A 26,581-nucleotide genomic window follows, 5' to 3' on the forward strand; every position below is an offset into this window, starting at 1 on the left:
GCCAATAATGATGGCGATACAAGGAACGGTCATGAGTGACAAAATCTATTTCAATACATCGAACAAATTTAGCTTCAAGCGTAGCTTGATTGGCGCTACAACCAATCTGCACTACATTTTAGCGCCAAGTCATGCGAAGAAAACGGCACGTAAGCTGCTGCTCACTCCAATGCGTACTGAGCAGAAAAATGCCGATCCGCAAGGGCTTATCAAGAGTGAAATCAAAGGTCGTGATGGCGTTTTAAAAACCTATTCTTTGGGTACCGGGCCAGTTTGGGTACTGACTCATGGCTGGTCTGGCACCGCGAGTCAGTTTTTCCCTTTAATGGAGCACATTGCCGCAAAAGGCTTTACTGCAATGGCTTATGATCATCCTGCTCATGGTGGCAGTGATGGTGTGCATGGTCATATCCCTGCGTTTGTGAACGGCCTTGAAGCCATTCTCGATTCAGTGGGAGAGGTAGCAGGTTTGGTCGGTCACAGCATGGGTACGGCTTCTGCATTGGAATGTAAGCACGTTAAATTGGAAAACAAGCCGCTGTTGCTGATTGCACCTGTACTGGATTATCTAGAAAACCTATTTGGCAGTGTTGCTCGTTCTGGTTACTCAATGAAACTGTTTGAGGCGGTAGTCGGAGAAGTAGAAGAGCAATTTAACTACCCGATTCAATCTGTTGATCCTTATGGAAAGCTAGCGCTTCGTGAGTCTCAAACTATCATTGTTCATGATGAACAAGATAAGTTTACTAAGTTTGATGTGTCGAAGCGTGCAGCCTATGAAATGGGTCGCGTTAACTTGATTGCAACTCAAGGGCAAGGCCACGGACGAGTAATGAAGTGCCCACAAGTGTTTGAGAGCTTTGATAACTTGATTGGCTAAGTTTAACTAATCAAGCAAGTAGAACGCAGGTTAAGAAAACAAACACTAAAAAGGCCAACCAGACATTATCTGGTTGGCCTTTGCTTTTAGGTGTTTAGTCGACGCTTAGTTAGCGTTTATCAAAACCCTATTTTTAGTTTGCACAGTTTGCTGGGCCGATCTCTTTCCACACGCCCCATTGGCCAGTCGTTGTTGGATCTTCACCTGTTGTCCACCATTTCGCTTCCCAAACCTTACCACCTTGGGTCACTTGATCACCGCCATTGTAGACCGCACTTGAATCCCAAGCGTTAGTACACGTGCCACCGCCTGTGGTTTTCTTAAGAACTTTCACTGAAGTAGCCGCGACTGATGTCTCTGTACCATCACTGACTGTCACTGAGAAATTAAGTGTCGTGTCTTGCGTGTATTCCGCCGCGACAAAGCTTACTGAAGCGCCTTGAACAGTAGCATCAATACCTGCAGGTACATCCCACGTGAAGGTCAGCGTGTCTTGATCCGCATCGCTCGAAGCCGAAGCATCAACGACAACTACATCACCTGCACTCACTTCAGCCGGAGCAGAAACAACTGCGATCGGAGCTGTGTTTACTGGACCTGTGTCTTTAGGGTTTACTGTCACAACAACTGTGTCTGTTGACGTTGCGCCTTCGTTATCTGTTACGGTTAGGCTGAATGTCAGAGTCTCTTGTTGTGCGACTTCAACCACATCGAAGCTTGCAACAGCCGTATTCGCGTTGGCCAGAGTTACTGCCGTTCCGCTTACTTGTGACCAAGCATAGCTCGCAATCGTACCGTCACTGTCTTTTGAAGCGCTGCCATCTAGAGAAACAGAAGCAGGGCCTTCAACTGATTGGTCCGCACCTGCAGCTGCCGTTGGTTTACGGTTTGCAGGGTCAGTAGTTCCACCTGCTAGACCTTCATGCATCGCATTTAGGATATCGCCGTTATCCGCATCAATTTCCCAAGAGAATAGACCCGCAAGGCCAAGGCTACGAACGTATGCACTTTTTGCTTTTACTGAGCGGTCATCATCAAATGTGATCAACTTGCCTGAAGTACGGTTCCAAACGTAAGGCGCTTCTGCCATTTCGTCGTAGCCATATTCAAAACCGTTGATGCCTTGGTTGTTTGCACCAAGCATGTTCGCTTTTATGCCTTTGTAGTCAATAACGCCATCTTCCCATACGCCTTGCGCAGAGCTGCCGATTAGTTTGCCATTACCCACGCCTGTCATTGGATCGCTAGGATCTGAAAGTGATGACGGTAATACGCCCTCCCAGCCACGACCGTACATTGCTGTACCAACCACAAGTTTGTTCGCTGGAACGCCTTGCGCAAGAAGCAATTGGATGCCGTTGTCTGTAGTGTAGGCTGGGCCTGTGTACTGTTCGCCATTTTCATCTAGCCCTGTACCATCACATTGACCCGGGCGCATGAAGTTACCGCAGTTCAGTGCTGTTTGGTGGCCTAACACGTTGTTCCAACCGCCGTAGAAGTCGTAAGTCATTGCGAATATATAGTCCATGTATTGGATTGCTTCACCATAGTTCACGTCTTCAATCTTATCGTGACCAACACCGATCGCTGATGTTAGCTCGTAAGTACGACCGTTTTCCGCTTCTAGTTGATCAAGCATAGTGCGCAGCTCTGCCATCAGTGCAATGTAAGCTGGGCCATCATTCACAGGGTCACCAAGGTCTGGCGCCGCACCGCCTCCACCAGGGAATTCCCAGTCAATATCTACACCGTCGTAGAATTTCCACGTGTTAAGGAATTTCTTAACCGATGCAACGAAGGTGTCTCGGTTAGCTTTGGTTGTGAAATCGAAGAATGGGTCAGACAGCGTCCAACCACCAATTGATGGGATGATCTTCAAATCTGGATTGCGCTGTTTTAGCGCCATCATCATTGCGTAGTTGCCCTTGATAGGGGAGCTGTACTCATGACCCGCTTGCGGGAAACTCTTTTGAAAAGCCGCCCATGGGTCATGAATCACCACTTCGTAATCGTTAACGCCCTGACATGCTGTCATGAGTGCGTTGTAACTGTTGCCGCCCACTGATTTCACTGATTCGTTAGGGCCACAAATTGGGATGAAGCCATAAAGGATATGGGTCAAATTGTCAGCAGGTAGGTTATCGACTGTGTAATCACGGCCATAGATACCCCACTCAACAAAGTAAGTACCTACTACCGTGTTTGGGTCTGTGTTGTATGACTTGTTGTTCGGGTCCACGTTCATCGCAAGTGGCGCTAGGTGTGATCCATCGGTATCAGCGATGGTGATCTGAGCGGGGGCACTCTTGGCACAGCCTGTTTCATCACACGCTTCAATTTCCATATCGAATAAGCCGCCTTGGCCGTATTCGAATGAAGCCGTGGTTTGGCTGCCAGTGATTGGGCCTGTGGCTACTTTAACGCCATCAAAGTAGATGTTGTACGTGTTTCCTGATGTTCCGCTCCATTGGTTGAACTTGACGTCGACCTTTGCTTTGTCGTGATACTTAACCATCTGGTTGTAACCAGAGGTTGTTTCCATCGCGAGTTCAATTTTAGAAAACTGTAGGTTGTTGGAACCGTACATATCAATGCTAGGTGCTGTTGGCGCGGCCAATGCCGTACCAGATAGCGCTAGAGCAATACTCGCAGCACAGGTGTTTATACGAATCATACTATTTCTCTCATTCCTTGAAGGTTTAGAACCAAGTGGCCCTATAATCGGCTCCCGTCAGTTTTGAAGGAGCTTCACCGTCAGTATTCGAGAGAGTTTTAATTTCATGACTGAAAATAAATCCGTTTTCGATGGACAACTAAAAAATTGTATCTTGTTACAATTCTGTTGCTTAATGAATGAGAGGCTGAGTCCATGTTTTATAAAATAAAACCGCACCCAGAAGGAAAGTCTCATAAGTGAAATTACACGACATGAAGTTATGAAAAAGTGCGGTAAGCTATTATTAAATATCGCAAACTGAAGCGGCATCACAATCTGAAGCACGTCATACCGGTGCTTGTAAGGGGCAGGTAGTATTGATGTAAGAGGGGTTACTAAACAAAGCGCTGTTGAAAGTATTATTTTTTGAATTGTTCAGCTAATACTGAGCGTCGTTGCTGCATGAGTCCTTGAGTATCACCCGCAACAGTATCTTCATACCCTTCTTTTATGAATTGTTTGGATGGTGTGTTCGGCACTAACCGTTTTAAACGAGGTGAATTGTAGGTACCGCTAATGGTATAAATCGTTGGGCCTGAACCTGTGTTGATCGTGACATCTTTGCCATCAAAATCAAACGAGGTACTGATGAATCGATAGTTCATCATCACACCATCATCGGAAAGTGTAAGAATATCTGTTTTGTAAGGTGGAGCACCAATCTCGATCCATGTGCCATGGACGTTACTTGGGCTTACAGATTTTTGGTAGGCTTGGTAGCCGAAATAGCCGACGGTGAGGGCAATCATAAAGCCAGCCATTAAGAAGGCGTAGAGTAACGAATTGGCCAATATATCGCTGCTTTTCGTGGTATTTTTAGCCATTATCTCTTCATTTTAGTTACTCATACTGGTGATGATTCTATAAAATAAAACGATAGGTTGCAAAGGTTCTTATAAGAGTTAGAAGCAGGATCGAATGTTCTTTTGAATCAAACTGCCTCAGTGATTTTTTACCCACACATTCAGTCTTCATGCTTTGTTAAGGAATATTTACTTAGAATGATTAGGTTGTATACCCAATGCCACGCCTAAAATGATTTCATCTCGAACGAAATTTAACTTCGAAAGGTCAACAGATCCTAAGCTATATTCATTTATTTCTTGTAGGACAGTCTCGAATTGGTTAAAACAATTAGCACCTAAATTTACGCATAGGCTTATTCGTTGAGCCTAGTAATGCAATTTTGAGATAACAAGGAAGTACAATGATTAAAGAAAATACATACTTTGAAGGCGGTGTTAAGTCGTTAGCGTTTAACCAGTCTGGTGCTGATGTGAGTGTTGGTGTGATGGCCGCTGGTGAATACACATTCGGTACTGCAGCTCCGGAAAAGATGACTGTTGTTAAAGGTGCTTTAATTGTAAAGCGTGTTGGCGATGACGATTGGACGACATTCCAATCTGGTGAGTCTTTTGACGTTGCGGGTGACTCTTCATTCGATTTACAGGTTAAAGAAGCGACAGCTTACCTGTGTGAATACTTGTAGGAAGGCCTGAGTTCGTTCAACCAGAGTATCGTTTATCTATGGCTTAATAGAAAAAAACCACGCTCTAGGAGCGTGGTTAAATAAGTGATAATAACCGGCAGTGGATAGTGTCACTTGTTTTTACAGTCATCAAATGGATGACCAAATTGTTGTTCGTTGCAAAATCTCTTCAATCTTCAATCTTTAACTTCAATTCAAAGCTAAAAGCGCAAAGACGTCGTCAATTAGTAAGTCTCAAAAACGCCATTGTTGTAGTCCTGAATCGTCTGTTCAATTTCTTCCATCGAGTTCATGACAAACGGACCATAGTGCGCAACAGGTTCATTAATCGGCTCACCAGAAAAAATCAGTACACCTGAATCTTCTAAACTACTCAGAGACAGCAAGTCAGCTTTAGTGAGTAACGCAAGTTGACCTTGGTTGATGACTTTATCACCGATCTTAATACTGCCTCGGTACACGTAAGTCATGGCATTGTGATTAACATCTATCCCTAATGTTATTTTTTGCCCAGAATGAGATCGCCAATCCGCTACGCTTAACGGCACACCTGTTTGTTGCAGTGGGCCTTGCGTTCGTAAAGCCTCTACATCATGGTCAGCTAGGTTATGCAGTTCGAATACACCCGCAATAACTCTCAATAAACCACTTTGCTCACTTTGATGCTCCGCGATGCTTTCACTTTGGAAGTCGTGATATTGCGCTGGTTGCATTTTGTGTGTTGCAGGTTGGTTTATCCAAATCTGAAATCCATGCAGTGCACCTTCTTCCATCATTGGCATTTCGCTGTGAATCACACCACGACCCGCGGCCATCCACTGTGCACCACCGCTGCGAAGCTCTCCAACATTCCCCATGTGGTCTTTGTGCTGGAAGTGACCTTGCAGCATGTAAGTGAGCGTTTCTATCCCACGGTGAGGATGTGGAGGAAAGCCGCCAACATAATCTTTGCTTTCATCCGACTTAAGTTCATCAATCATTAAAAATGGAGAGAAACGCGTGTTATTGAAACCAGCGAGTCTTTGTATTTTTACGCCATCACCATCGGAGGTAGCGTGTGCTGCAATCACATGATCTACTGCTCTTACACTCGTCATTTTGAAATCCTCATAAACTTGAATAGCTGTAGTTTATGTAATTTGATTTAAAAAGAAGATGGCACAGTGTTGAGTGACTTATTCGAAAATTTTGAACAGGTAAGAATATGAAATTATGTCTATACTTGAATAGAGAGCAGACCGCCAAGGAGGCCGCTATGGCAGTACAGCAAAAACATGGCGAAAGGCAAGGTCGGATGGGCTTTGATAACGATTTTACAACGGAGCAAGGTCAGCGTTTTACAGAGGTTGCGAATAAAGCGGTTAAGCGCCGTGTTAGAAAGCACCAAGCAGATGGGCCTTTTATACACTCGGCCAAGCAAGCCGCTTTTAAAACCGTTGCTAAATCTAAGAACGAAAACCGAAATTTAGTACGACAAGTCGTATGGATTATTGTTATTGGCTTAGTGAGTTTATGGGCCATGTATATGGCAGGCTAGCGTGGACGCGTTTTTAATAACGTAACATTGTTCCCTTCGACCTTCGCTTCAAGACAACCTTCAAGCTCAGATGATTCCGATTCTGAGAAGGCGAGGTTCGTTGGTAGCTCTTCTATCAAGGTTGATACGGGATTATCGTGATAATAAGCGTATCGATTTTTTCCTGAATGTTTGGCAACATACATCGCTTTATCAGCACATCTCGTCAGCTCATGTAATTCTTGAGCATCTTGCGGGTACAACGAAACCCCAACACTGAGTGTCAATTCCTTGATTCTCTCGTTTGTCTGGCAACCACTTTCGAATAGCCCACAAATCCGATCTAAAATACCGTCTAGATCTTTGCGAGTTGGTACATCGTAGAGCATCAAAACAAACTCATCTCCAGCAAAGCGCGCAATCGAATAATCGTATTCATGACTTACCCTGTCTCTGGTTCGGATGTTGTTGCTTAAACGATTCGCAAAATGCTGCAAAACACTGTCTCCGACGTCGTGCCCGTAGCTATCATTAATGCCTTTAAAGTCATCTATGTCCAAAAAAACTAATGCAGTCAGTGAGCGTTCACTATCCACTGTCGCAAGTTTTTCTGTCGCCCAGCGTTCAAAGCTCCAACGGTTTGCCAAGCCTGTTAGTTGGTCTCTATAGGCCAGATCTTCAATCCCCTCTTTATATAGGCGTTGAATATAACTGACGGCTTTTGTGTAGTAATAAGCTGATGTGTGACATACCAAGCTCATTGTAAATAAGCTAAGAATAAACCGGTGTGAGCTGCTAAAAGGTAAAGAAAAGCTGCTAGGCATAGCTGTAATCAAGGTGCTGATAAATACACAAAATGAGGTACTGAATATAATGCCAATTCTGAAATCGTTTATGAAAATGACGGCAGCCAAAATCGGGTAGAGCCAGAGTGTCCGCTCGGGAATGGCGTGACTGTACAAGAATAGGATGACTCCTTGAACGAGCAGAACACCACTTAGAATCAATTCTGAATACTCAGCGGCAGTGACTTTTTTCACGTAAAATGCATTGGAGATAGCGATAAGTGCAAAACACAGTTCGAAAATTGACAGAGTGTAATGCTGACCTTGGAAGTAAGCCCAAGTGTAGAATGTGAATAACGCAGCGGCAGCCAGTGAAAAGGAGTGGACAATTTTTTGCTTGCGAGTGGATCGTATGTCCGCCATTTCTTCTAGGTGTCTGCCGACGAGCCTTTTCATGTGATTTGTGCCAAAGATTTTGATGATTGATGTTAATAGTAGATGAAATAAAAGTCATAGCAGAGTGTTAGTGACCTTTTTAGTGTGACTACTATCAAGGTTTCATATTTAAATGATGAGTGACTCATAATAAATAGTGATGCGCGTCACTAACGGTGCAGATGTATCCGTTAGTGAAACAATCACGGTTCTAGTTGCAGGAAGTTACTTGGCTATTATCTACTTGCTTTCCAATACGTTACTCAACATAGTTTGTAGATAGCTAATGTTTATAGATACCTAAATTTGATAGAGGCTCATAATGTTAATTACCTTTAGTTGCAAAGCTCATGCTAGCGTCACGATGTTTGGTGAAGTCGGTCTTCAGTTCATTAAGATGCTTGGGCATAGTGGCACTATTCCAGGAGCAATTGATGCTTCAGAGGTTTCTCAAGCGTTAAGTAATTTGCGTGCTGCGATCGCCGCTGAGCAGAGCAAGCAGGTAGAACAAGAAAATACCGATGACGATAATGAAGAGGTTGTTGAAGCGCCTGTTAATATCGGTAGCCGAGCTTTCCCGTTAGTTGAACTATTGAAAGCGGCCATTAAAGACGAATGCGAAGTGATGTGGGAAGACGGTAGCGGTAAGCGATTGTAAGAGTATTCGAGCTCTTCGAATCAGAAAACAAACGTTTTCATAGGTTGACTAATAAATGCAAACTGAAACAATACGCTGCATTTATAGAAGTGTGTTGATCTAAAGGAAATTTGATGAGCTCTTATTCTCACGTTCGCAGTTACGCCAGTTTATTCAGTGCCTTATCGTTGGCGCTTGCATCAGCTCCGAGTGCCGCTGATATATCAACAACGCCCGTCATTGGTGGCGTGTTTAGCTCCAGTGAAGTGTTGAAAAATCAGGTGCTTTCAAGCCTAAGTTATTCTGCCAAACTCACTCGTGATGCAGCTCTTTTCACCATTGGTGGCGTTACATTAGATGCGTATATTCTCGCTCTCCCTTTAGATGTCAAAACAAAAGCCAGAGTCGTTGCTCAGTTATCTAACCCGACGTACTCAATTCCTTTGGGTTATTTTCTCTATAGTTATTACGACCGCTATTCAGGCTTGGGCAGTGAAGATGTGTTCAAATCTTACTTGTCGACGGTTTATGATAAGCAGGCGCTAAAGGGCTTTGAACATAGCCTCTATCATGTTGGAGATAAGCCAACCTCAGAGCATCACGAGCCAGATACCTCGACTGAAGCAACGGGACATCATGAAGGTATTCGTATCGATGAACAGTTCATTGCCAACATGGTGGTTATCTACGATGCGTTATTCGAAATTGGTGTCTGGCAGGATATGGACACGCTCCCTGCGAATTACACATACTTAACCAATAGCCCTGAAGATCTAGCGATCATCGCTCAGATTCAACCGATCATCGTTGATTTGATCGGTAAAGCGGCATTGGGAATGGATGACGGCGATATGAAGTCTGCAATGCTGGCGATTGCAGAAGATGGCAAACCAGAAAACGCTGATAAGCCGAATAACAAAGCACAAGCTCTTACCATCACTCTCATTGATTTTGTGCGCTTAAACTTGCTTAAAGCTTATCGACAATTTGTGTTTAAAGAAGAACGTGCAGAAGCGCTCGATGATTGGATGCAACAAGCGTTCAGTGACCAGCCTGATGCGCTCATTCAATTCTTAGAATCCCAACAGCAAAAACGTTTTGCGGTCCAAGTGACGGTCGATGGTTTACAGCAAGGGTTGATTGAGGGGTTGGTCGATGAAGATTCACCTTTCATTTCGGTGGCTTATCAGAACCATAAAAACCGAGCGCAATACAAACCTCAGTTAGAAACGGTGATTGAGCCTGAGCATCAACAACAAGTGAGTTTCATGGAAGTTCTGTCTGAACAAACCTATCGTGATCCGAATTATCTTCCGTTCTTCAAAAAGCTCTATCAAGAGCATCGAGACAATATTAGCCGAGTGGGTATCTCTTCAACTCCCACAATCAGCGTACGTAACCTACCTATCATCAAAACGGGTGCAAAAGTGTCTGGTAACGGTGGAACGGGTATCCCTAATTTCCACTTTGTCGACCGAGAGATCGACCGAGCGTATTACTTCTTTGGTAATGATGCCCTGCAGTTAGATGTGTTGATGGCAGACAATAAGGTACAAACCATGTTTGATCGCCTTGATTACCTAAAAACGCTGAACTGCAACGCTCAATATGATTGGAATGCTCACACCACTTACGATGGGTTAGTAAACCTAGGTTTGGGTGAGTCACTACGTGATTATGGTGAGAAACGCTGCGTTAAAGAGCTTCAAGAACGTTCAGAAGTCGAAGTGGTTTTGCAAGAAAAGCGTCAAGCCTTGATTGAAGATATTGAAGCGTATCAGACTATATCTGGCTTTGATTTTTTCACTAAGTTTTCAAAGAGAGCTCTGGTTAAACAGTCTATCACTCAGTTTGCCGAGTTAGATGGAAAAGGGATGCCAGACTACACCTTGGTGTATAACCCATGGCCGGATCACTTCGCGCACTTTACCGGTCCTTTTAGTGACGAAATTCTGATGCCGACTGGAGAGCTTAACCGACTGGACTATTGGATTCGCCAGATTGAAGCGACCTACCGCAGTGCCGGCGTTTACGATAAAACACTATGGGGCATGGCAGGGGATCATGGTTTAACGCCGGTGTTCTACGCGCTCAATCCCGAAAAGCAGGTGTTTGAAGGCTTACAAGCAGAGCTAGAGTACCCAATAGTGGTTAAGAAGATATCTTCAGACGAGGGTGAAGGGCCTAAAATCACCAATGCCCTAAGCTACCCAAGTTCGAAGGAGTTGGATGTTGTGGTTGCTTCTACTGCTGGTGGTAACTTCATGATGGACTTCTTTAATTCGGCTCACGGGTGGCAGGTGCAGCCAGTTTACCAAGAACTCACGCAGTGGTCTCCGATTGCGGCGACAGCTGGTCAGAATATCGACATCATCAATCAGATAGCGCAACGCTTGCCTGAAAGTCTTGATTATATGGTCGTAAGAGAAAGCACATGTGATCAACAACGCTGCGCTGTTCGTGTGATTGGCAATCGTGATTTAAAACGGGTCGATGAATTGATCACTCGTGAAGGTGACAAGCTTTTCTATGAGTCATTGGAAGACAACCGAGCGCCAATTTTGCTCAATACGCAAAGGTTAAATCCATACCTAGCATCACCAAGCGAAGCTGATTTTTCACAGTACTCTCTATTAGTAGAAAAATGTATTAACCGAGCGGTTAAGGCGGATGTGACAACGTGGTGTAGCAGTGCTGAGTGGACTTCATTGACGCAACCAACACCTCGACCAGATTCAGTGAATCAACTGGCTAATATCTACCTTGAAGATAGGGCTGGCACGGTTAACTTGTTCCCTAAAGCGGGAATTGGTTACAACACTAAGGTGCCGGGTCGTCATGCTGGTGAGGATTACTTAGAGAAAGATGCCTTCATCGGATTCTGGGGAGCGCCAATTGGCGATAACTCTCAGCAATTGAAAATCGAAGCTAATGGCTCTTTGGCTCCAACGCTGTTTGAGTATTTGACCGGAGAACCTGTGGTCGAAGGTGAGAACGGTTGGGGCTTTCCGTCGTTGCTGAATAAGTTGGATGTGTCTAAGAATAATTAAACTCTATTATCTATCGTTTAGGTTACGATACCGTAAAGCGAATCTAATGTGGCTTTTATTAGCCACTTTAGACTTCAATAAACTGCTCAATACAATCGATGTTTAGTTTGCTTGGGGCACCTACTAAATATCTTAACTAACGACACCTTTCCAATACCTCTTCACGGCATAACACATTTTAAATAAAGTGATGCTGTTCACGCTTTCTTGACTCCCGATTCTGAACTAAGAATTTTTCCTAGTTATTCTAAGACCCTCTCTCATGCGGTCGCTTTTTAGACTCCTTATTATTTCATCATCGAATTGCAAAGAGTGCATGGTCAGTAATGTTCCGTGCAGACCTCATCAATAATAAGAGAGTTCACAATGTTAAAGTTCCTAGATCAGGTTAGAAAACCGACGCTGGATCTTCCGGTCGAAACTAGAAGAAAAATGTGGTTTAAACCATTCCTACAATCGTACCTAGTCGTATTCATTGGCTATTTGACCATGTATTTAATCCGTAAGAACTTCAATGTCGCGCAAAACGACATGATTTCTACTTATGGATTATCAATGACCGATCTAGGTCTTATTGGTCTTGGCTTTTCAATTACTTATGGTATTGGTAAAACGGTTGTTTCCTACTACGCGGATGGCAAAAACACCAAGCAGTTCCTGCCATTCATGCTTATCCTATCTGGCCTTGCCATGTTGGGCTTTAGCTTCAGCTTGGGTGGAGGCAGCGCTAGCTTATTCATGATGGTTGCCTTCTACGCATTGAGTGGTTTCTTTCAAAGTACCGGTGGTCCTTCAAGTTATTCGACTATTACTAAATGGACGCCTCGTAATAAGCGTGGGTCGTATTTAGGTCTTTGGAACATGTCACACAACGTAGGTGGTGCAGGTGCTGCTGGTGTAGCGCTGTTTGGCGCTAACTACTTTTTTGATGGCAACGTAATTGGTATGTTCGTGTTCCCATCGATCATCGCGATTGTGGTTGGTTTTATTGGGATGCGTTTTGGTAACGACTCTCCAGAAGCATACGGTTTAGGTACAGTTGAAGAGTTGTTTGACGAAGAAATCAGCGAAGAAGATACTATTGCTGAAGAAAATCAAATGACTAAGAAAGAGATCTTTGTTGAATATATCCTTAAAAACAAAGTGATCTGGTTACTCTGCTTCGCGAATATCTTTTTGTACATTGTTCGTATCGGTATCGATCAATGGTCTACAGTTTATGCGTATCAAGAGTTAGGTCTATCAAAAGAAACGGCTATTTCAGGCTTTACTCTGTTCGAAGTTGGCGCTCTGGTCGGTACATTAATGTGGGGTTATTTATCAGACCTTGCTAACGGACGTCGTGCTTTAGTTGCTTGTGTATCGCTTGGACTGATTATTGTATCTCTAGAGTTTTATCAGCATGCAACGAGCGAGTTCATGTACCTAGCATCACTATTCGTACTTGGCTTCCTAGTATTCGGTCCTCAACTGTTGATTGGTGTTGCTGCGGTAGGTTTTGTTCCTAAGAAAGCAATCAGTGTGGCTGATGGCGTGAAAGGCACATTTGCTTACCTAATTGGTGACAGTTTTGCCAAACTTGGCCTAGGCATGATTGCAGACGGAACGCCTATTTTCGGCTTAACAGGTTGGAAAGGGACATTTGCAGCACTCGATACTTCTGCTGCCATTTGTATTGTTTTACTGTTGTTCGTTGCTATTGCGGAAGAGAAGAAGATTCGTCACGCGAAGAAGATGCACCTAGCGGCTCAAAACGCGTAGCTTGTCTGAGTACTTGTTCTCGCAAAGAGAGTTTCGGGTAGATAGTTTCACGTGCTTTATTGGTTTAAAGCACGTGAGATCATACCAATCGTTAGTTCGATTCAGTATCATCTCTACCAATAAACTTAATTTTAGATAGCTCCTGTTGGGGCTATTTTTCTTTCTCACTCTTAATTTTGGTTAATATCATGATTAATGTTGCGCTTGTTGATGACCACGTCATTGTTCGATCTGGCTTCGCTCAATTACTCAGTCTTGAAACTGATATAACGGTCGTGGGGGAGTTTAACTCTGCGGCAGAAGCGCGCCTCGGACTGCCAAGTTGTCACCCTGATGTCGTTATCTTGGATATTTCAATGCAAGATGAAAGTGGCCTGAGCTTATTGGAAGAGATTCCATCTGGCATTGCTAGTATTATGTTGAGCGTACATGACTCTCCGGCGATGGTTGAAAAGTCATTAGAGTTAGGAGCTAAAGGTTATCTCAGTAAACGCTGTAGCCCTGATGAGTTAATTCAGGCCGTACACACGAGCGCAAATGGCGGCTGCTACCTTACGCCAGATATCGCCATAAAACTTGCGACACCAATGAAGAATAAAGCCTCGTTAAATCAGCTCACCCGCAGGGAAAGCGAAGTGTGCCAGTTATTGGCGACAGGGCTCGACGTGAAATCTATTGCTGTCGAGTTAGGGGTTAGCCATAAAACGGTACATGTGCACCGTGCCAATGCCATGGACAAACTCAATGTTAAGAACAACGTTGAGTTAGCTAAATTGTTCGCTCAAGACCAGTACTAATGCGTTCTTATCTAGCCACCTCCTTATGCGGGGTTTTTATGGCTGGCTGTGCATGGTTCTGTTTATGGGTTATTGCCTTCTATTTCATTAATGACCCTGAGTTAGCCATTCTGCTTTTCCCATTCTCACTCCGGTTAGGAATGACGCTGCACACTCGCACTCACTATTGGCCTGCTATCTATATTGCTGAGTGGGGGCTCGCGATTGCCCTAGCTCTCCTACTTGATGAACCTCAATGGCTGACGATACTAATCGCCAGTGGACTAAGTATTCCAGCCACTCTAATTGCCAAACGTTATTATTCTGGTGACCTGAATCGTCACTTGTTGGTGATGGCGAGCTTAATCATGGTCACAGCACTCATCAATGTTGCCGCGGTCAGTTCTCATGTTCCGGCTGTTTACATGGTGTGGTTGGTGAGCACCACAGGTGGTTTGATGTTAGTGCCGATGTGTTATCTGGTATGGAATTACCTATTCCAAAACAAGTGGGCGCCACTGAGCTCTTACTTAATCAACAATGTCATTGAGTTCAAAATCCGTCACATCGCTTTATACAGCCTCTTGTTGGTCGTCAGTATTTTGATACAAACCAGTTTGCCAGATGAGCTAAGGCGCTTCGCCCCGTTTTGTATGGCTATCCCTATTATCTTGCTCGCCGTTCGTTATGGATGGCAAGGCGCCTTGCTCGCTACCCTGCTAAATAGCGTCGCGTTGATTGCAGCCCACAGTGGCACGTCCAAACTCGAAATTACTGATTTACTCTTGTCTCTTTCCGCTCAGACCATCACAGGTATTTTGCTTGGTTTAGCTGTTCAAAAACAAAAAGATCTCAACTCGAAATTACGCAGTGAGCTCTCTAGGAATCAAAACCTTTCCCGTCAGCTAATCACGGCTGAAGAATCGGTTCGTCGTGATATTGCCCGTGAGTTACATGATGAGATAGGCCAGAACATCACGGCAATTCGGACTCAAGCGAGCATTATCAAACGTGTCGATGCAGCTGAAATGAGCGTTCGCTGTGCTGGTACGATTGAATCATTGTCGTTGAATGTTTATGACACCACCAAGCGTTTGCTAACGAAGCTAAGACCAAAAATGTTGGACGACCTTGACCTGAAGGACTCCGTTGAACAGCTCATACGTGAAATGGAGTTCTCGGATCACGGTGTTGATATCCAGTTAAATTGGCACGGTGACTACTCATGTTTGAGTGACACGCTCAAGGTTACTCTCTTCCGACTGTGCCAAGAGTCTTTAAACAATGCCCACAAATATGCTGAAGCAAGTGAAATTAGAATAGAACTGATTCTAGATGATCAAGCTTATCTTCGAATTACAGACAATGGTGTTGGTTTTACAGCGCAGGATCTTCTCAAAGGAATGGGTGTTCGTGGTATGCAAGAGCGTGTTCAGGCGCTCGGTGGCAAGATGGCAATCAACGCTAATGACTCTTCTTCGGGTACTAATATCAGCGTTACATTACCTAAAGTGTGAGAACGAATATGTTTGGATTTCTGCGCTCAACAACGTCAAAAAGTCATACTCTAAGCGATGATGAGGTCAATCAGCGTTATCGTTATTGGCGTCTTCACATCATGATAGGAATGTATGTCGGCTATGCAGGTTTTTACTTCACTCGTAAAACCTTTAATTATGCCGCGCCAGCCATGATCACCGATCTTGGCTTAGACAAAGGCGATATCGGCTTGATTGGCACGCTCTTTTATCTTTCTTACGGCTTATCTAAGTTTATTTCAGGCACCATATCGGATCGGTCGAACCCGCGTTACTTCATGGGGCTCGGCCTAATCGCGACAGGCTTGATCAATATCGCGTTTGGTTTTTCTAGTTCGTTGGCGGCTTTTATATCGCTTTGGGTGCTTAATGCATGGTTCCAAGGCTGGGGCTGGCCATCGTGTTCCAAGTTGTTGACGACCTGGTATTCTCGCTCCGAAAGAGGCTTTCGCTGGGCTATATGGAATACAGCACACAACGTTGGTGGGGCATTGATTCCTATTCTCGTCGGCTATCTAACTCTCCAATACAGTTGGCGATCTGGGTTTATATGGCCGGGTGTGATTGGTGTTTTTATTGGTATTATCGTCTGTTTGCGCTTACGTGATAAGCCCACGACCATGGGGCTTCCGACGGTAGGGAAGTGGCGCAATGACCATCTAGAATTGGCGCAAGAGAGCCATGGGCAAGGGTTAAGCTATCGAGAGATCCTGAAAGCCTATGTGTTCAGCAATAAGTACATTTGGCTGCTCGCCTTTAGCTATGTGTTGGTTTACATCGTAAGAACGGCAGTTAACGACTGGGGCAATTTATATCTCACCGAAGAGCACGATTATAGTTTGATAAACGCCAACGCTGCGTTGTCTCTGTTTGAGATTGGCGGTTTCGTTGGTTCACTTGTTGCTGGATGGGGATCGGATAGGCTGTTTGGTGGTAACCGTGGTCCCATGAATATCCTGTTCGCGATTGGTATCTTCCTCTCGGTATCCGCTTTATGGCTTATGCCTCTAACCAACTTTGTGTTTCAAGCGGCTGGGCTGTTTTGTGTAGGCTTTTTTGTGTTTGGCCCTCAAATGCTAATAGGTATGGCTGCCGCGGAATGCTCACATAAAGACTCCGCAGGAGCTGCGACAGGCTTTGTTGGCTTATTTGCCTATATGGGTGCTGCACTTTCTGGCTACCCATTAGCGCTCGTTCTAGAAACTTATGGCTGGAGTGGGTTCTTCATTACCATCTCGACTTGTGCGGCCGTTATTGGCTTGCTGCTACTGCCTTTCTTACAAGCTCAATCGCCTCAGAAAAGTGCAGAGGTTCGCTCTGGCTTTTAAGGGATTTCTTCGTAAATAAGATAGCTGCTAATGGTCCTCTGGTTATTATGCAGCTACCCTATCTTCAGCTTTTTTTTTACGTAGCATTCAAATGTGACTCTTTTCACGCTTTTCATGGTTCTCACCTGTTTCTAAGAATTTTTCCTATTGCGTCTAAGACCTCATCTCATGTGGGTTCTAGCTGCTCTCTGTAGTCTTTCTAATTATTTACGTTATTAGAAATCAGCTCTCTGAATTGTGTTCAAAGGGCTCACTACGGAAAACGCCATGTCACTCAGCCACTTCTCAGAACACTCATTTTTCCCAATGGAAAACACCATCCAAAATTATGCATGGGGGAGTATTTCTTCGATACGTGAACTGTTTGGCTTTAAGAATGAGTCACAAGAGCCGCAAGCGGAAGTTTGGATGGGAGCGCATCCAAAAGGTTGCTCAATGGTTAAGCTTGACCAACATTTGGTGCCTCTCTCTGAGCTGATTAACAAGAATAAACCCGCTTATTTATCTACTGATATTGCGCAGGAGTTCGGTGAACTGCCGTTCTTGTTTAAGATCTTGGCAGCGGAAAAAGCGCTATCGGTCCAGGTCCACCCAAACAAGCACCAAGCCGAGTTAGGCTTTGCGAGAGAGGAGCAAGCAGGAATCCCTCTGACTGCAGGGCATCGTAATTACAAAGACTCTAACCATAAACCTGAATTGGTTTACGCGATCACTGAATATCAAGCGATGAATGGCTTTCGAGAATTCGATGAAATATTAGGTCTGTTCAGAAAGTTGGATTCGAGCGAGCTGGCTGGTTTGGTTGAAGAGTTTGGTAACAATCTTGACTCTCTAGGCTTAGAAGCTTTTTTCCGCGATCTGTTAACGCTAGATGACCAACGTAAACATCAAGCATTAGATCAACTTCTGACTTACGCAGAGTCTCATCAAGACCAAGCTGAATTTGCTTTGGTTACTGAGCTTAGCCATCAGTACCCGAACGATATCGGTTTGTTTTGTGTTCTGCTGCTTAACTTGATCACATTGGAGCCGAGTGAAGCGATGTATTTGAATGCGAACACTCCGCACGCTTACATTAAAGGTACCGGGCTTGAGATTATGGCAAATTCAGACAACGTGCTACGAGCAGGTTTAACGCCAAAACACATTGATGTCGCTGAGTTAGTCGCCTGCACAAAATTCACGCCAATTCCGTTCGAAGGCTTGTTGTTAGAGCCATCAAAACTGGGTAAATGTGATTGTTATGATATCCCAGTCAGTGACTTCAATTTCAATATCTTTCATCGTCCTCATCAAGAAGAAGTTATCACAAGTGGCGCTGAAATTTTAATGGCAATAGATGATGATCTAGTGCTAATGAGTCAGAAAGGCGAGCACTTAACCCTCACCAAAGGGCAATCGGTATTTATCCCAGCTTATATTGGCCATTACGAATTGAGCAGCAAAGGGCGAGTGGCGAGAGCGTTTAATTAGCGAAGTCGCTTCTAGTTTAAATAGAGAGTCATCCCCACGAAATTAGTATCACTATCATCAACAATTTGGTAGCCAAGCGCCTGATAAAAACTGATGGCGCGGGTGTTACTTCTAAAGCTCGACAGAGTGACTTGGTTTCGTTGTTCTTGATGGGCTTTTTCGTGGATGAGTGACATGACTTTTTTACCAAGAGACTGACCTTGGTATTGAGGGGAAATGATCAGCAGATGAATATGGTATGCGTTGTCATAAGGCTTAAAGCAGACTAGTCCTACTTTCTCATTTTCGCTATATATCCAATGAAACCAAGAGGGATGATAATCATTGATTAGGCGTTGACGTTGGAAGTCGTCGTCCCATCCGAAAACGTTATCTACGTGTATGAAAAGACCTTGTTTAACACACGTAAACAGTTCTTCGAATTCAGAATTTGAAACGAGCTGGAGTTGTATATTCTCTTCTTGTCTTGCCACTTTGCTTTCTTCCTTATCAAACGCCTTTGAATAAGCAAACAGTAACATAATTGAAGAAGCCGAATTAGCTTAGAATTGCGATGTGATGAAACCAAAAAGCCATGCGTGATGCATGGCTTAGAATAAAGTCTTGGACTGATTTTTCTATACGATCTTAAGTGCGTGGTGGCGCGTGAGCTGTTTGTGTAGCGAGTCTTTTAGCGCCATGCGTTCAACTTTGAGGTTGTGCATGCTGTCGTCATCGATAGGGCTGCCAGAGATTTCTAGCTGACGGATGTCGTAGTCGAGTTGGTGGTATTTCTGCATGTCTGCTTTGAATTTTTCGTCGTCGTGGTTGAGCTGAACAATGTCTAATTTAAGATCTGGGAAATCTAAGATAAAGGCATGGTTTTCATTGAGCATTGGCACTTCCTCTCTAGTCGGATTTTTAGGGCGTGTTGATCTTTCGAGCTTGTTTTTGCGGCGAATTGCTGGGTATTTCTACAAGGCAGAGGCTTTGATGTGTAGCTAGCCTACATGAGAGGCCGATAACGTAGTAGAAATAACCAGCAAACGCTGCCCGAAGGGTTCGGCTAAAAGCGTTTTACTCTTTGTTAAGGGAGATTTGCTTAGAATGACTAGGCTACTTCTCCCTCGCCGCGATTAAAACGCTTTTATCTCGAACAAAATCCAACCGCGGAAGGTCAACACGCCCTGACAGTATAGAAGCAATTTATCGAAAGAAATGTGGTTCAAAACACAAAGCCGTAAAGCGATCAAAAAAGGGCACAAACTCGAGAAATCATCTTCGAACTTGCGCCCTTTTTTGTGTATATAGCTAACTATTTATAGTTATATGTTTAGAACTATGTGTGTTGAAAGCAGAAAGCTTACTTTGCTTTCTTACCAGAGCGTTGCTGCTCTTTGTGTGCAAGCTTTTCTTTCTTACGTTGATCGATAAGGTGAGCGGCTTCGCCACCTACGTGGGTTTCACCACGGGCATTCGACAGTTGAACTTGCTTTTCACGTTCGCGGAAACGCGCTTTCTGCTCATCGCTGTGTTTATCAACACACTTAGGGCAGCTTACGCCTTTCTCAAAGTGCTCAGATGCTTTGTCTTCGTCTGTGATTGGCAGGCGACAAGCGTTACACACGTCGTAGCCGCTCTTCTCTAGCTGGTGGTTAACTGCAACACGACCATCAAATACGTAGCAGTCGCCTTCCCACATGCTCTCTTCTTCTGGTACTTCTTCTAGGTACTTAAGAATGCCGCCTTCAAGGTGGTAAACCTCATCAAAGCCTTGCTCTTTCATGTAGGCTGTTGATTTTTCGCAACGAATACCGCCAGTACAGAACATCGCGACTTTCTTGTGCTTCTTAGGATCAAGATTTTCTTCAACGTACTGAGGGAATTCACGGAAGGTTTCTGTGTTTGGGTTTACAGCATTTTTGAATGTGCCGATGTCCACTTCGTAGTCGTTACGGGTATCAACCAGAATTACATCAGGATCAGAAATCAGAGCGTTCCACTCGTTTGGTTTCACGTAAGTGCCGACAACGTGGCGTGGGTCGATACCCTCAACGCCCATGGTTACGATCTCTTTCTTGAGCTTAACCTTGGTGCGGTTGAATGGTTGTTCTTCGTTGAACGACTCTTTGTAAACAACATCAGCCAAACGAGAATCTTGTTTGAACCATTGAAGAAGAGCGTCGATAGATTCGCGCTTACCTGCAACGGTGCCGTTGATACCTTCACTCGCAAGTAGCAAAGTACCGCGGATTTGGTTGGCTTCTAACACGTCAGTGAGTGGCTGGCGAATTTCTTGGTAATCATCAAGTGCTACGAATTTATACAGAGCACATACAACATATTGAGACATGGTTTTTCCTTTCTGCGAGCTGGAACGTAAATCCAGAGCGTTGCCTTTTATGATACATACTGAGTTTGATTTACTCAGGTTTGCCCATATTGGCTTATTAAAATCCGCCGCAGTATAACCAAGCCAAGGAAGGACAAAAACCAACCAAAAGTAGGGCTATTTAGCATTATTACCAGTGTGGTTTTTGGACTAAGAAATGCAATGAAACCGTTTTATCTGGTTCGAATTACAACACGTATTCCCAAACCAAAAAGGCCCTGCTGTAAAAATACATCAGGGCCTTGGTATTGAATCTGTCTGACTTAATCAGCGATTACGCTTGGTTCAGTACTTCCGCTAAGCGTTTCACCGCTTCAGTCAACTCTTCTGGGTTGGCGTTGGTGAAGTTTAAGCGCAGTGCGGCTTTGGCTTCATCGGCCTTTGGATAGAATACTGGGCTTGGTACAACCGCTACACCATTCGATAGTAGAGTTTTAGCCAGTTCAAAGGTGTCGCACTCTGGGATTTCTACCCAAATGAACATCCCGCCATCTACGGCTTTTAAGACGCAATCTGCAGGCAGTTGTTTCTCTAATTCTGAGAACAGTACTTCATAACGAGACTTGTACAGGGTGCGAATGTTTTCCATGTGTACGCCAAAGTCTTCATGTTTTAGAAGACCAACAAGCAGTGCTTGCATTGGTACACTTGAGTGTAAATCCGCGCCTTGCTTCACTTTGATCAGTGGCTCAAGGTAGCTGCGTTTTCCTGTTACTGCGCCAATACGTAAACCTGGCGATGCGATCTTAGAGAATGAACGAAGAACGATAGAGTTGTCAGGGCAGAACGAAGAAACCAACGGCAGTTCTGTACCTGTGAAACGTAGCTCACGGTATGGTGCATCTTCAATGAATGCCACGTTGTATTTGATACACAGCTCAGCGACTTTTTGACGAGTTTCTGTTGCCCAGCACACGCCGGTTGGGTTGTGGAAATCAGGCACGGCATAGAACATCTTCGGTGATTGCTGTGCAAAGCACGTTTCCAGTTCATCTAGGTTCGGGCCAAATTCAGTTTGAGACACGGTTGCAATGTTTGCTTGAACTAGGCCAAACACCTGCATCGCACCTAAGTAGCTTGGCGCTTCCATCACAACCACATCACCCGGGTCAACATACGCACGTGCAATCAAATCCAAACCTTGCTGAGAGCCAGTACAGATCATTGCCGTGTGTGATTCTGGCAATTGGTAGCTTTGTGTAAGGTGGTCAAGCAACGGGCCGTAACCGGCAGTCGAACCGTATTGGAAAACTTCAGGCATGTTCGCTAGGTTTTCTAGCGTTGGCTTCATTAAATCGATTGGGAATGTTTTCTCGTCCGGTAAACCACCGGCCAATGAGATGACATTTGGATCACTTGCGGCTGCGAGGATCTCTCGAATGTATGAAGATTGAATCTGTTGTAATGACTGTGCGATTTCCATGTGTTGTGTCTCGTCGTTTATCGTTTTTATTCTATCGCTTGATATTACACGGCAATTGTAAAAACTAGCGTGTCCGTTTATGCTCTTAAACATGTCCATTTATGCTATTTAAACGATGTCACGACAACACTTATCCCGAATCAATGATGTTTTGTTCCATATTCATCAAGACATCAGCCAACCTCTGTCGGCAAAAGCGCTCTCCGAGATTGCGGCTTATTCAGAACAACACTTCCACCGCACCTTTAAAAGCGTGGTTGGGGAGTCGCTACATCAGTACATTCGACGCACTCGAATGGAGTATGCGGCCAATCAATTGATGTTCGATACCACGTCGTCAGTGGTAGAGATTGCTAGCAAATGTGGCTTTAGTTCGGTGTCATCTTTCAGCCGAGCATTCAAAGCGACCTTTAACATGTCACCGGGAGAATGGCGTAAACACGACTTACAGATAGCAGAAAAACCCTATTTGAAAGATCCCGAAGTAGCGGCGGGTTATTTGAACGTAGCGCAGCGAGTGTTACCCGAACCTAAGATCGTTGAAACACCGGAGCGCATGGCGGCTTATGTTCGACATACGGGTTATAACCGTTCCATTCGCAACGCGTGGCTGATATTGAAAGCGTGGGCGAACTCAGAACAGCGCGACTTTTCGAGCCAGTTTGGTTTGCATCACTCAAACCCTGCTTGGGTTGAAATGGATCAGTGTCGCTATGTGGCGTGTATCGCGATTGATGAGCCGATTAAGTATCGCAGTGTCGTGAACCAGATGGTGATTCCGGGTGGTTTACATGCTGTATTTCGACTGAATGGCCGTTATGGTGAACTGCTACCACAGATCAGTATGGTGTTAGAAAAGTGGCTACCTACGTCTGGCTTCAAGCAGCGTTCCACTCCGGCTTATGTGCATTATCATCAGAATCATTTTCTAAACAGTGATGAAGTGTTTGAGCTTGATTTCTATCTCCCTGTGAGTTTTTATTAGTAACCCCATTTTTGAGGAAAAATTATGTATCTCGTTTTGTATTGCCACAATATCGGTATGACCGATTTTTCATTCTTTGAGACGGAAGATTTCGATAAAGAAGAGGGCTATATCGTGCGAGGCAAATGGCCGAATGAGAAAGCGTTTCGTGATTACTTAACCAAAGAGTTTGGTGACATGAGCGAATTCCAAGTGATCGACTTAATCGCCAAAGGCGCAGAAGCAGAACATTACTCGCCAGAAGAGTTGATGCGCCTAGCTTTGTAATATCTAGTTTAATAACGGTTAGCTCATCAGCATCCAGTTAAGTAGCATCTTTCGAACAAACGAATAAAGAAATGGCAGCCTGATTGGGCTGCCATTTTCGTTTTAAGTGAGAGCAAATTGCTCTGTACTAAGAGTGGAGCTACTGCGCCACTTCATCAACCAAGTACAAGATTGACTGATACGGAATGCCACTGTGATGTGACAAACCGATCTCACAGGTTCGGCTGTTGCTGAATCCACGAGTACAGTTGCTCGGCACTTGTTCTTTGAGTGGGTGTACCGCTGCTTCATTCAGCTCTGGAGTGGTAAAACCTTTATCACCCGCCCAACCACAGCATTGAATATGCTCAGGAACGATGACCTCTTCGGTACAGGCTTTGGCAAGGCTCAACATCGCGCCTTCCAAACCCATTCGACGAGAACTACACGTCACATGCAGCATCACGGTTTCTTGCAGCGGCTCAAGTGTCAGGTGCTCAAGCAAGTATTGGTTCACAAACCCTGTCGGCTCTAATACCTCTAACGGTTTGGTGAACTGTTCAATACTACGTTTAGCACATGGGCTGGTATCCATTAAGACTGGGTATTCACCCTGACGACTAGCTTGCCATAACACTTCTTCGAGTTGTTGCGCTTTAGATTGGGCTAAATCGGTCATCCCTTTGCTGTCGTAAGGCATACCACAACATTGGTCGTCTAGCTTCTTCGGAAGAATAACCTCGAATCCGGCTTTGTTAAGCAAAGACATGGTTACTTCAGTTAGAGGACGTTGATCGCCCGCATCGCTTTGTTGTCCCATAGTTCGACTTGCACACGAAGGGAGATAAACCACCTTTTTATGATTGTTTGAGGGTTCTGCCGTCACTGGTGATGAGGTTAGCGAATGACTGTTGGATTGCGGCATCTCCGGCATCCAAACCGGTGTCGCGCCTTTAGTCATTGAGCGCAGGCCGTTGGTTAGCTTGCCGACGGTATTTGCTCCTAATACTTTACTCGCCACTTGGTTGGTTTTGAGGCCAGCCTTAGTCAGTTTAGTGGTGGTCGAGAAATGATCCGCTGTCCACTTAGCGATTGGCGTAAACTTCTCGTACTTGGCAATACGAAGCTTCTTAATCAAATCACCGGTGTTGATTCCCACTGGGCAACGTTCGGCACACAGGCCAGTTGCGGCGCAGGTATCAATGCCTTGGTATTCGAAGGTTTTCTCTAGATCACTTGCTTCTATCTCTTCACCTGCGGCACGGCGGCGTTGTAGCTCGCGATATAAAACAATACGTTGGCGTGGTGACAGAGTGAGCGTACGAGACGGACAAACAGGCTCACAGAAGCCACATTCAATACAGCGGTCGACAAGGTCATCGGCAGCAGGCATTGGCTTCAAATTTGTGATGTGTGAATTCGGATTGTCGTTGATGATAACGCCGGGGTTGAGCAGTCTTTCTGGATCAAACAAGGCTTTGATTTGTTGCATCAAGGCGTAGCCATCTTTGCCCCATTCCAATTCGACATAAGGCGCCATATTACGGCCTGTGCCATGTTCTGCTTTCAGTGAACCTTGGTATTTCACCGCGACCAGTTCGGCAACGTCATCCATGAAACCGCCGTAGCGATCGATTTCTGTTTGGCTATCAAAGCCTTGAGTAAAAACAAAATGCAGGTTGCCTTCGAGGGCATGGCCGAAAATAATCGCTTCGCTGTAGTCGTATTTATCGAACAGCTCTTGCAGCTCTCGAATACCATTAGCAAGGTTTTCGACAGGGAAAGCCACGTCTTCGATGATAACGGTTGTACCGACTTCACGAACGGCTCCAACCGCAGGGAACATGCCTTTTCGAATGCCCCACAGAGTTGCGACTGTCTTTGGATCGGAAGTGAAAGGCACCGATTCAACAATCGTGTATTCAGTCAATGCGTCCAAAATTGATTTACATTGTAAATCTAAGTCCTGCTGGGAGCTGGCGTGTGATTCCACCAAAATAGCCGCGGCTTCCAAATCCAAGTTCGGCATGAATGCCGGCATACCTGGCTTATCAGCCACTGAGCGCAGCGCTCTGCCATCCATCAATTCAACGGCAGCAACGGGTGTTTTTGATAGCGTAGTAACGGCTTTACTGGCTTGCTCTATGTCTGCAAACACTAACAGAGCCGAAGCTTTGTTCGGATGTTCGATGACCGTGTTGTAGGTAATCTCAGCAATGAAACCTAGTGTGCCTTCTGAGCCAATCATCAAGTGTTTGATGATCTCAATTGGATCGTGGTAATCGACCAAGGCATTCAGAGCGTAGCCAGTGGTGTTTTTGAGGCGGTACTTGTGGCGAATTCTGTCTGCGAGTTCTTGGTTTGACGCTGTCTGTTGATGTAATTCAACAATGCCTTCAAACAGTTCTTTGTGCGATTGCTTGAATGCCTCAACACTTGCGTTATCAGCCGTATCAAGCAGGGAGCCATCACTCAATACGATTTTCATGCTCTCGACGGTGCGATAAGAGTTTTGCGCGGTACCACAACACATACCACTGGCGTTATTCGCTGCAATACCACCAATTTTACAGGTATTGATAGAGGCTGGATCTGGGCCGATTTTACGTTGGAAAGGGGCAAGGTATTTGTTTGCATCAGCGCCAATCACACCCGGTTGAAGGATGATCTGATTGCCGTTGTCGACGATTTCGTGGCCGCGCCAGTCGTCGGTCAGTGTGATGAGTACCGAGTCTGAAACCGCTTGCCCTGACAGGCTGGTGCCCGCGGCGCGAAAGGTAAAATGAATACCGAGTTCGCGACAACTTTGAATGGTGAATATGACTTCGTCTAAGTTCTTGAGCCTTAGAACCATTTTCGGCACCAAGCGATAGAAACTCGCATCGGTGCCGTAAGCCAATCGCTTTGCCTCTTGAGTGACAATGCGTTGTGTTTCTATTTTTTGAGCCAGTATCGCTTCAAGCTGCTGATAAGCTTGTGCGTCTATTACTCGCTCATGGGATGTGGTTGTCTCCATCTTTGCTTCCTTGTGCTTCTTATTTGGCACTGATCAGGGCGTGTTGACCTTTCGTGGTTAAATTTTGTTCGAGATAAAAGCGTTTTAATCGCGGCGAGGGGGAAGTAGCCTAGTCACTCTAAGCAAATCCCCCTCAACAAAGAGTAAAACGCTTTT

General features: G+C 44.9%; 21 protein-coding genes. 12 read left to right on the forward strand and 9 right to left on the reverse strand.

Annotated elements, in window-relative coordinates; all coding sequences use genetic code 11:
- Positions 1 to 31: 31 nt before the first annotated feature.
- Positions 32 to 880, forward strand: coding sequence for an alpha/beta hydrolase (locus ACED53_RS03510; protein WP_029225482.1), 849 nt, complete (start codon positions 32 to 34; stop codon positions 878 to 880).
- A gap of 133 nt (positions 881 to 1,013) precedes the next feature.
- On the opposite strand, the gene ACED53_RS03515 is transcribed toward ACED53_RS03510, so the two are convergent.
- Entirely contained in the window at positions 1,014 to 3,554 is a 2,541-nt protein-coding gene (locus ACED53_RS03515; RefSeq protein ID WP_017100908.1) for a glycosyl hydrolase family 18 protein, read from the reverse strand.
- A gap of 401 nt (positions 3,555 to 3,955) precedes the next feature.
- On the reverse strand, positions 3,956 to 4,420 hold the full coding sequence (locus tag ACED53_RS03520) for a DUF2850 domain-containing protein (RefSeq protein ID WP_012601200.1): 465 nt from the start codon (positions 4,418 to 4,420) through the stop codon (positions 3,956 to 3,958).
- A gap of 383 nt (positions 4,421 to 4,803) precedes the next feature.
- On the opposite strand from ACED53_RS03520, the gene ACED53_RS03525 reads away from it, so the two are divergent.
- Positions 4,804 to 5,085, forward strand: a complete 282-nt coding sequence (locus ACED53_RS03525; RefSeq protein WP_009846125.1) for a pyrimidine/purine nucleoside phosphorylase — start codon at positions 4,804 to 4,806, stop codon at positions 5,083 to 5,085.
- Between the two features lie 224 nt (positions 5,086 to 5,309).
- Here ACED53_RS03525 and ACED53_RS03530 read toward each other — a convergent pair whose 3' ends face one another.
- A complete protein-coding gene (locus ACED53_RS03530; RefSeq protein ID WP_017100907.1) occupies positions 5,310 to 6,182 on the reverse strand; it encodes a pirin family protein in 873 nt (290 codons plus the stop codon).
- Positions 6,183 to 6,340: 158 nt separating this feature from the next.
- On the opposite strand from ACED53_RS03530, the gene ACED53_RS03535 reads away from it, so the two are divergent.
- Positions 6,341 to 6,622: a hypothetical protein gene (locus ACED53_RS03535; RefSeq protein ID WP_009846127.1), complete on the forward strand. Its 282-nt coding sequence runs from the start codon at positions 6,341 to 6,343 to the stop codon at positions 6,620 to 6,622.
- On the opposite strand, the gene ACED53_RS03540 is transcribed toward ACED53_RS03535, so the two are convergent.
- The gene (locus ACED53_RS03540) at positions 6,619 to 7,809 is read right to left on the reverse strand and encodes a GGDEF domain-containing protein (protein ID WP_032499235.1); all 1,191 of its coding nucleotides are present in this window, start codon (positions 7,807 to 7,809) and stop codon (positions 6,619 to 6,621) included. The genes ACED53_RS03535 and ACED53_RS03540 overlap by 4 nt on opposite strands.
- Positions 7,810 to 8,143: 334 nt before the next feature.
- On the opposite strand from ACED53_RS03540, the gene ACED53_RS03545 reads away from it, so the two are divergent.
- The 7 genes from ACED53_RS03545 to manA all read left to right on the forward strand — a co-directional run bounded on the left by ACED53_RS03545 (position 8,144) and on the right by manA (position 18,384).
- Positions 8,144 to 8,479 carry a DUF1840 domain-containing protein gene (locus ACED53_RS03545; protein WP_017100906.1) on the forward strand — a complete coding sequence of 112 codons (336 nt, stop codon included), beginning with the start codon at positions 8,144 to 8,146 and terminating at the stop codon, positions 8,477 to 8,479.
- Positions 8,480 to 8,592: 113 nt separating this feature from the next.
- Positions 8,593 to 11,508: an alkaline phosphatase family protein gene (locus ACED53_RS03550; protein WP_102579998.1), complete on the forward strand. Its 2,916-nt coding sequence runs from the start codon at positions 8,593 to 8,595 to the stop codon at positions 11,506 to 11,508.
- Between the two features lie 366 nt (positions 11,509 to 11,874).
- The gene (gene uhpT, locus ACED53_RS03555; protein WP_009846131.1) at positions 11,875 to 13,269 is read left to right on the forward strand and encodes a hexose-6-phosphate:phosphate antiporter; all 1,395 of its coding nucleotides are present in this window, start codon (positions 11,875 to 11,877) and stop codon (positions 13,267 to 13,269) included.
- A 188-nt stretch (positions 13,270 to 13,457) separates the two neighbouring features.
- Positions 13,458 to 14,066 carry a transcriptional regulator UhpA gene (gene uhpA, locus ACED53_RS03560; RefSeq protein ID WP_009846132.1) on the forward strand — a complete coding sequence of 203 codons (609 nt, stop codon included), beginning with the start codon at positions 13,458 to 13,460 and terminating at the stop codon, positions 14,064 to 14,066.
- Positions 14,066 to 15,562, forward strand: coding sequence for a signal transduction histidine-protein kinase/phosphatase UhpB (gene uhpB, locus ACED53_RS03565; protein ID WP_032499231.1), 1,497 nt, complete (start codon positions 14,066 to 14,068; stop codon positions 15,560 to 15,562). The genes uhpA and uhpB overlap by 1 nt, the downstream gene beginning before the upstream one ends.
- 8 nt (positions 15,563 to 15,570) lie before the next feature.
- Positions 15,571 to 16,911, forward strand: a complete 1,341-nt coding sequence (locus ACED53_RS03570) for an MFS transporter (protein WP_017100905.1) — start codon at positions 15,571 to 15,573, stop codon at positions 16,909 to 16,911.
- Positions 16,912 to 17,178: 267 nt separating this feature from the next.
- Positions 17,179 to 18,384, forward strand: coding sequence for a mannose-6-phosphate isomerase, class I (manA, locus tag ACED53_RS03575; RefSeq protein WP_017100904.1), 1,206 nt, complete (start codon positions 17,179 to 17,181; stop codon positions 18,382 to 18,384).
- Between the two features lie 11 nt (positions 18,385 to 18,395).
- Here the strand turns inward: manA and ACED53_RS03580 are convergent, their stop codons facing one another.
- From ACED53_RS03580 to ACED53_RS03595, 4 genes are all read right to left on the reverse strand, one after another.
- A complete protein-coding gene (locus ACED53_RS03580) occupies positions 18,396 to 18,905 on the reverse strand; it encodes an N-acetyltransferase (RefSeq protein ID WP_017100903.1) in 510 nt (169 codons plus the stop codon).
- A gap of 96 nt (positions 18,906 to 19,001) precedes the next feature.
- Positions 19,002 to 19,259 carry a YdcH family protein gene (locus tag ACED53_RS03585; RefSeq protein ID WP_010432560.1) on the reverse strand — a complete coding sequence of 86 codons (258 nt, stop codon included), beginning with the start codon at positions 19,257 to 19,259 and terminating at the stop codon, positions 19,002 to 19,004.
- Between the two features lie 467 nt (positions 19,260 to 19,726).
- Positions 19,727 to 20,716: a rhodanese-related sulfurtransferase gene (locus tag ACED53_RS03590; RefSeq protein ID WP_017100902.1), complete on the reverse strand. Its 990-nt coding sequence runs from the start codon at positions 20,714 to 20,716 to the stop codon at positions 19,727 to 19,729.
- Between the two features lie 313 nt (positions 20,717 to 21,029).
- Positions 21,030 to 22,178, reverse strand: a complete 1,149-nt coding sequence (locus ACED53_RS03595) for a PLP-dependent aminotransferase family protein (protein ID WP_017100901.1) — start codon at positions 22,176 to 22,178, stop codon at positions 21,030 to 21,032.
- 115 nt (positions 22,179 to 22,293) lie between these two features.
- On the opposite strand from ACED53_RS03595, the gene ACED53_RS03600 reads away from it, so the two are divergent.
- Positions 22,294 to 23,163 carry a GyrI-like domain-containing protein gene (locus ACED53_RS03600; protein ID WP_009846140.1) on the forward strand — a complete coding sequence of 290 codons (870 nt, stop codon included), beginning with the start codon at positions 22,294 to 22,296 and terminating at the stop codon, positions 23,161 to 23,163.
- Between the two features lie 24 nt (positions 23,164 to 23,187).
- The gene (locus ACED53_RS03605) at positions 23,188 to 23,430 is read left to right on the forward strand and encodes a hypothetical protein (protein WP_012601190.1); all 243 of its coding nucleotides are present in this window, start codon (positions 23,188 to 23,190) and stop codon (positions 23,428 to 23,430) included.
- A 139-nt stretch (positions 23,431 to 23,569) separates the two neighbouring features.
- On the opposite strand, the gene ACED53_RS03610 is transcribed toward ACED53_RS03605, so the two are convergent.
- On the reverse strand, positions 23,570 to 26,425 hold the full coding sequence (locus tag ACED53_RS03610; RefSeq protein WP_017100900.1) for an FAD-binding and (Fe-S)-binding domain-containing protein: 2,856 nt from the start codon (positions 26,423 to 26,425) through the stop codon (positions 23,570 to 23,572).
- Positions 26,426 to 26,581 lie beyond the last annotated feature (156 nt).

The sequence above is a fragment of the Vibrio sp. 1F169 genome, assembly GCF_041439605.1.
GTDB lineage: Bacteria > Pseudomonadota > Gammaproteobacteria > Enterobacterales > Vibrionaceae > Vibrio > Vibrio tasmaniensis_A.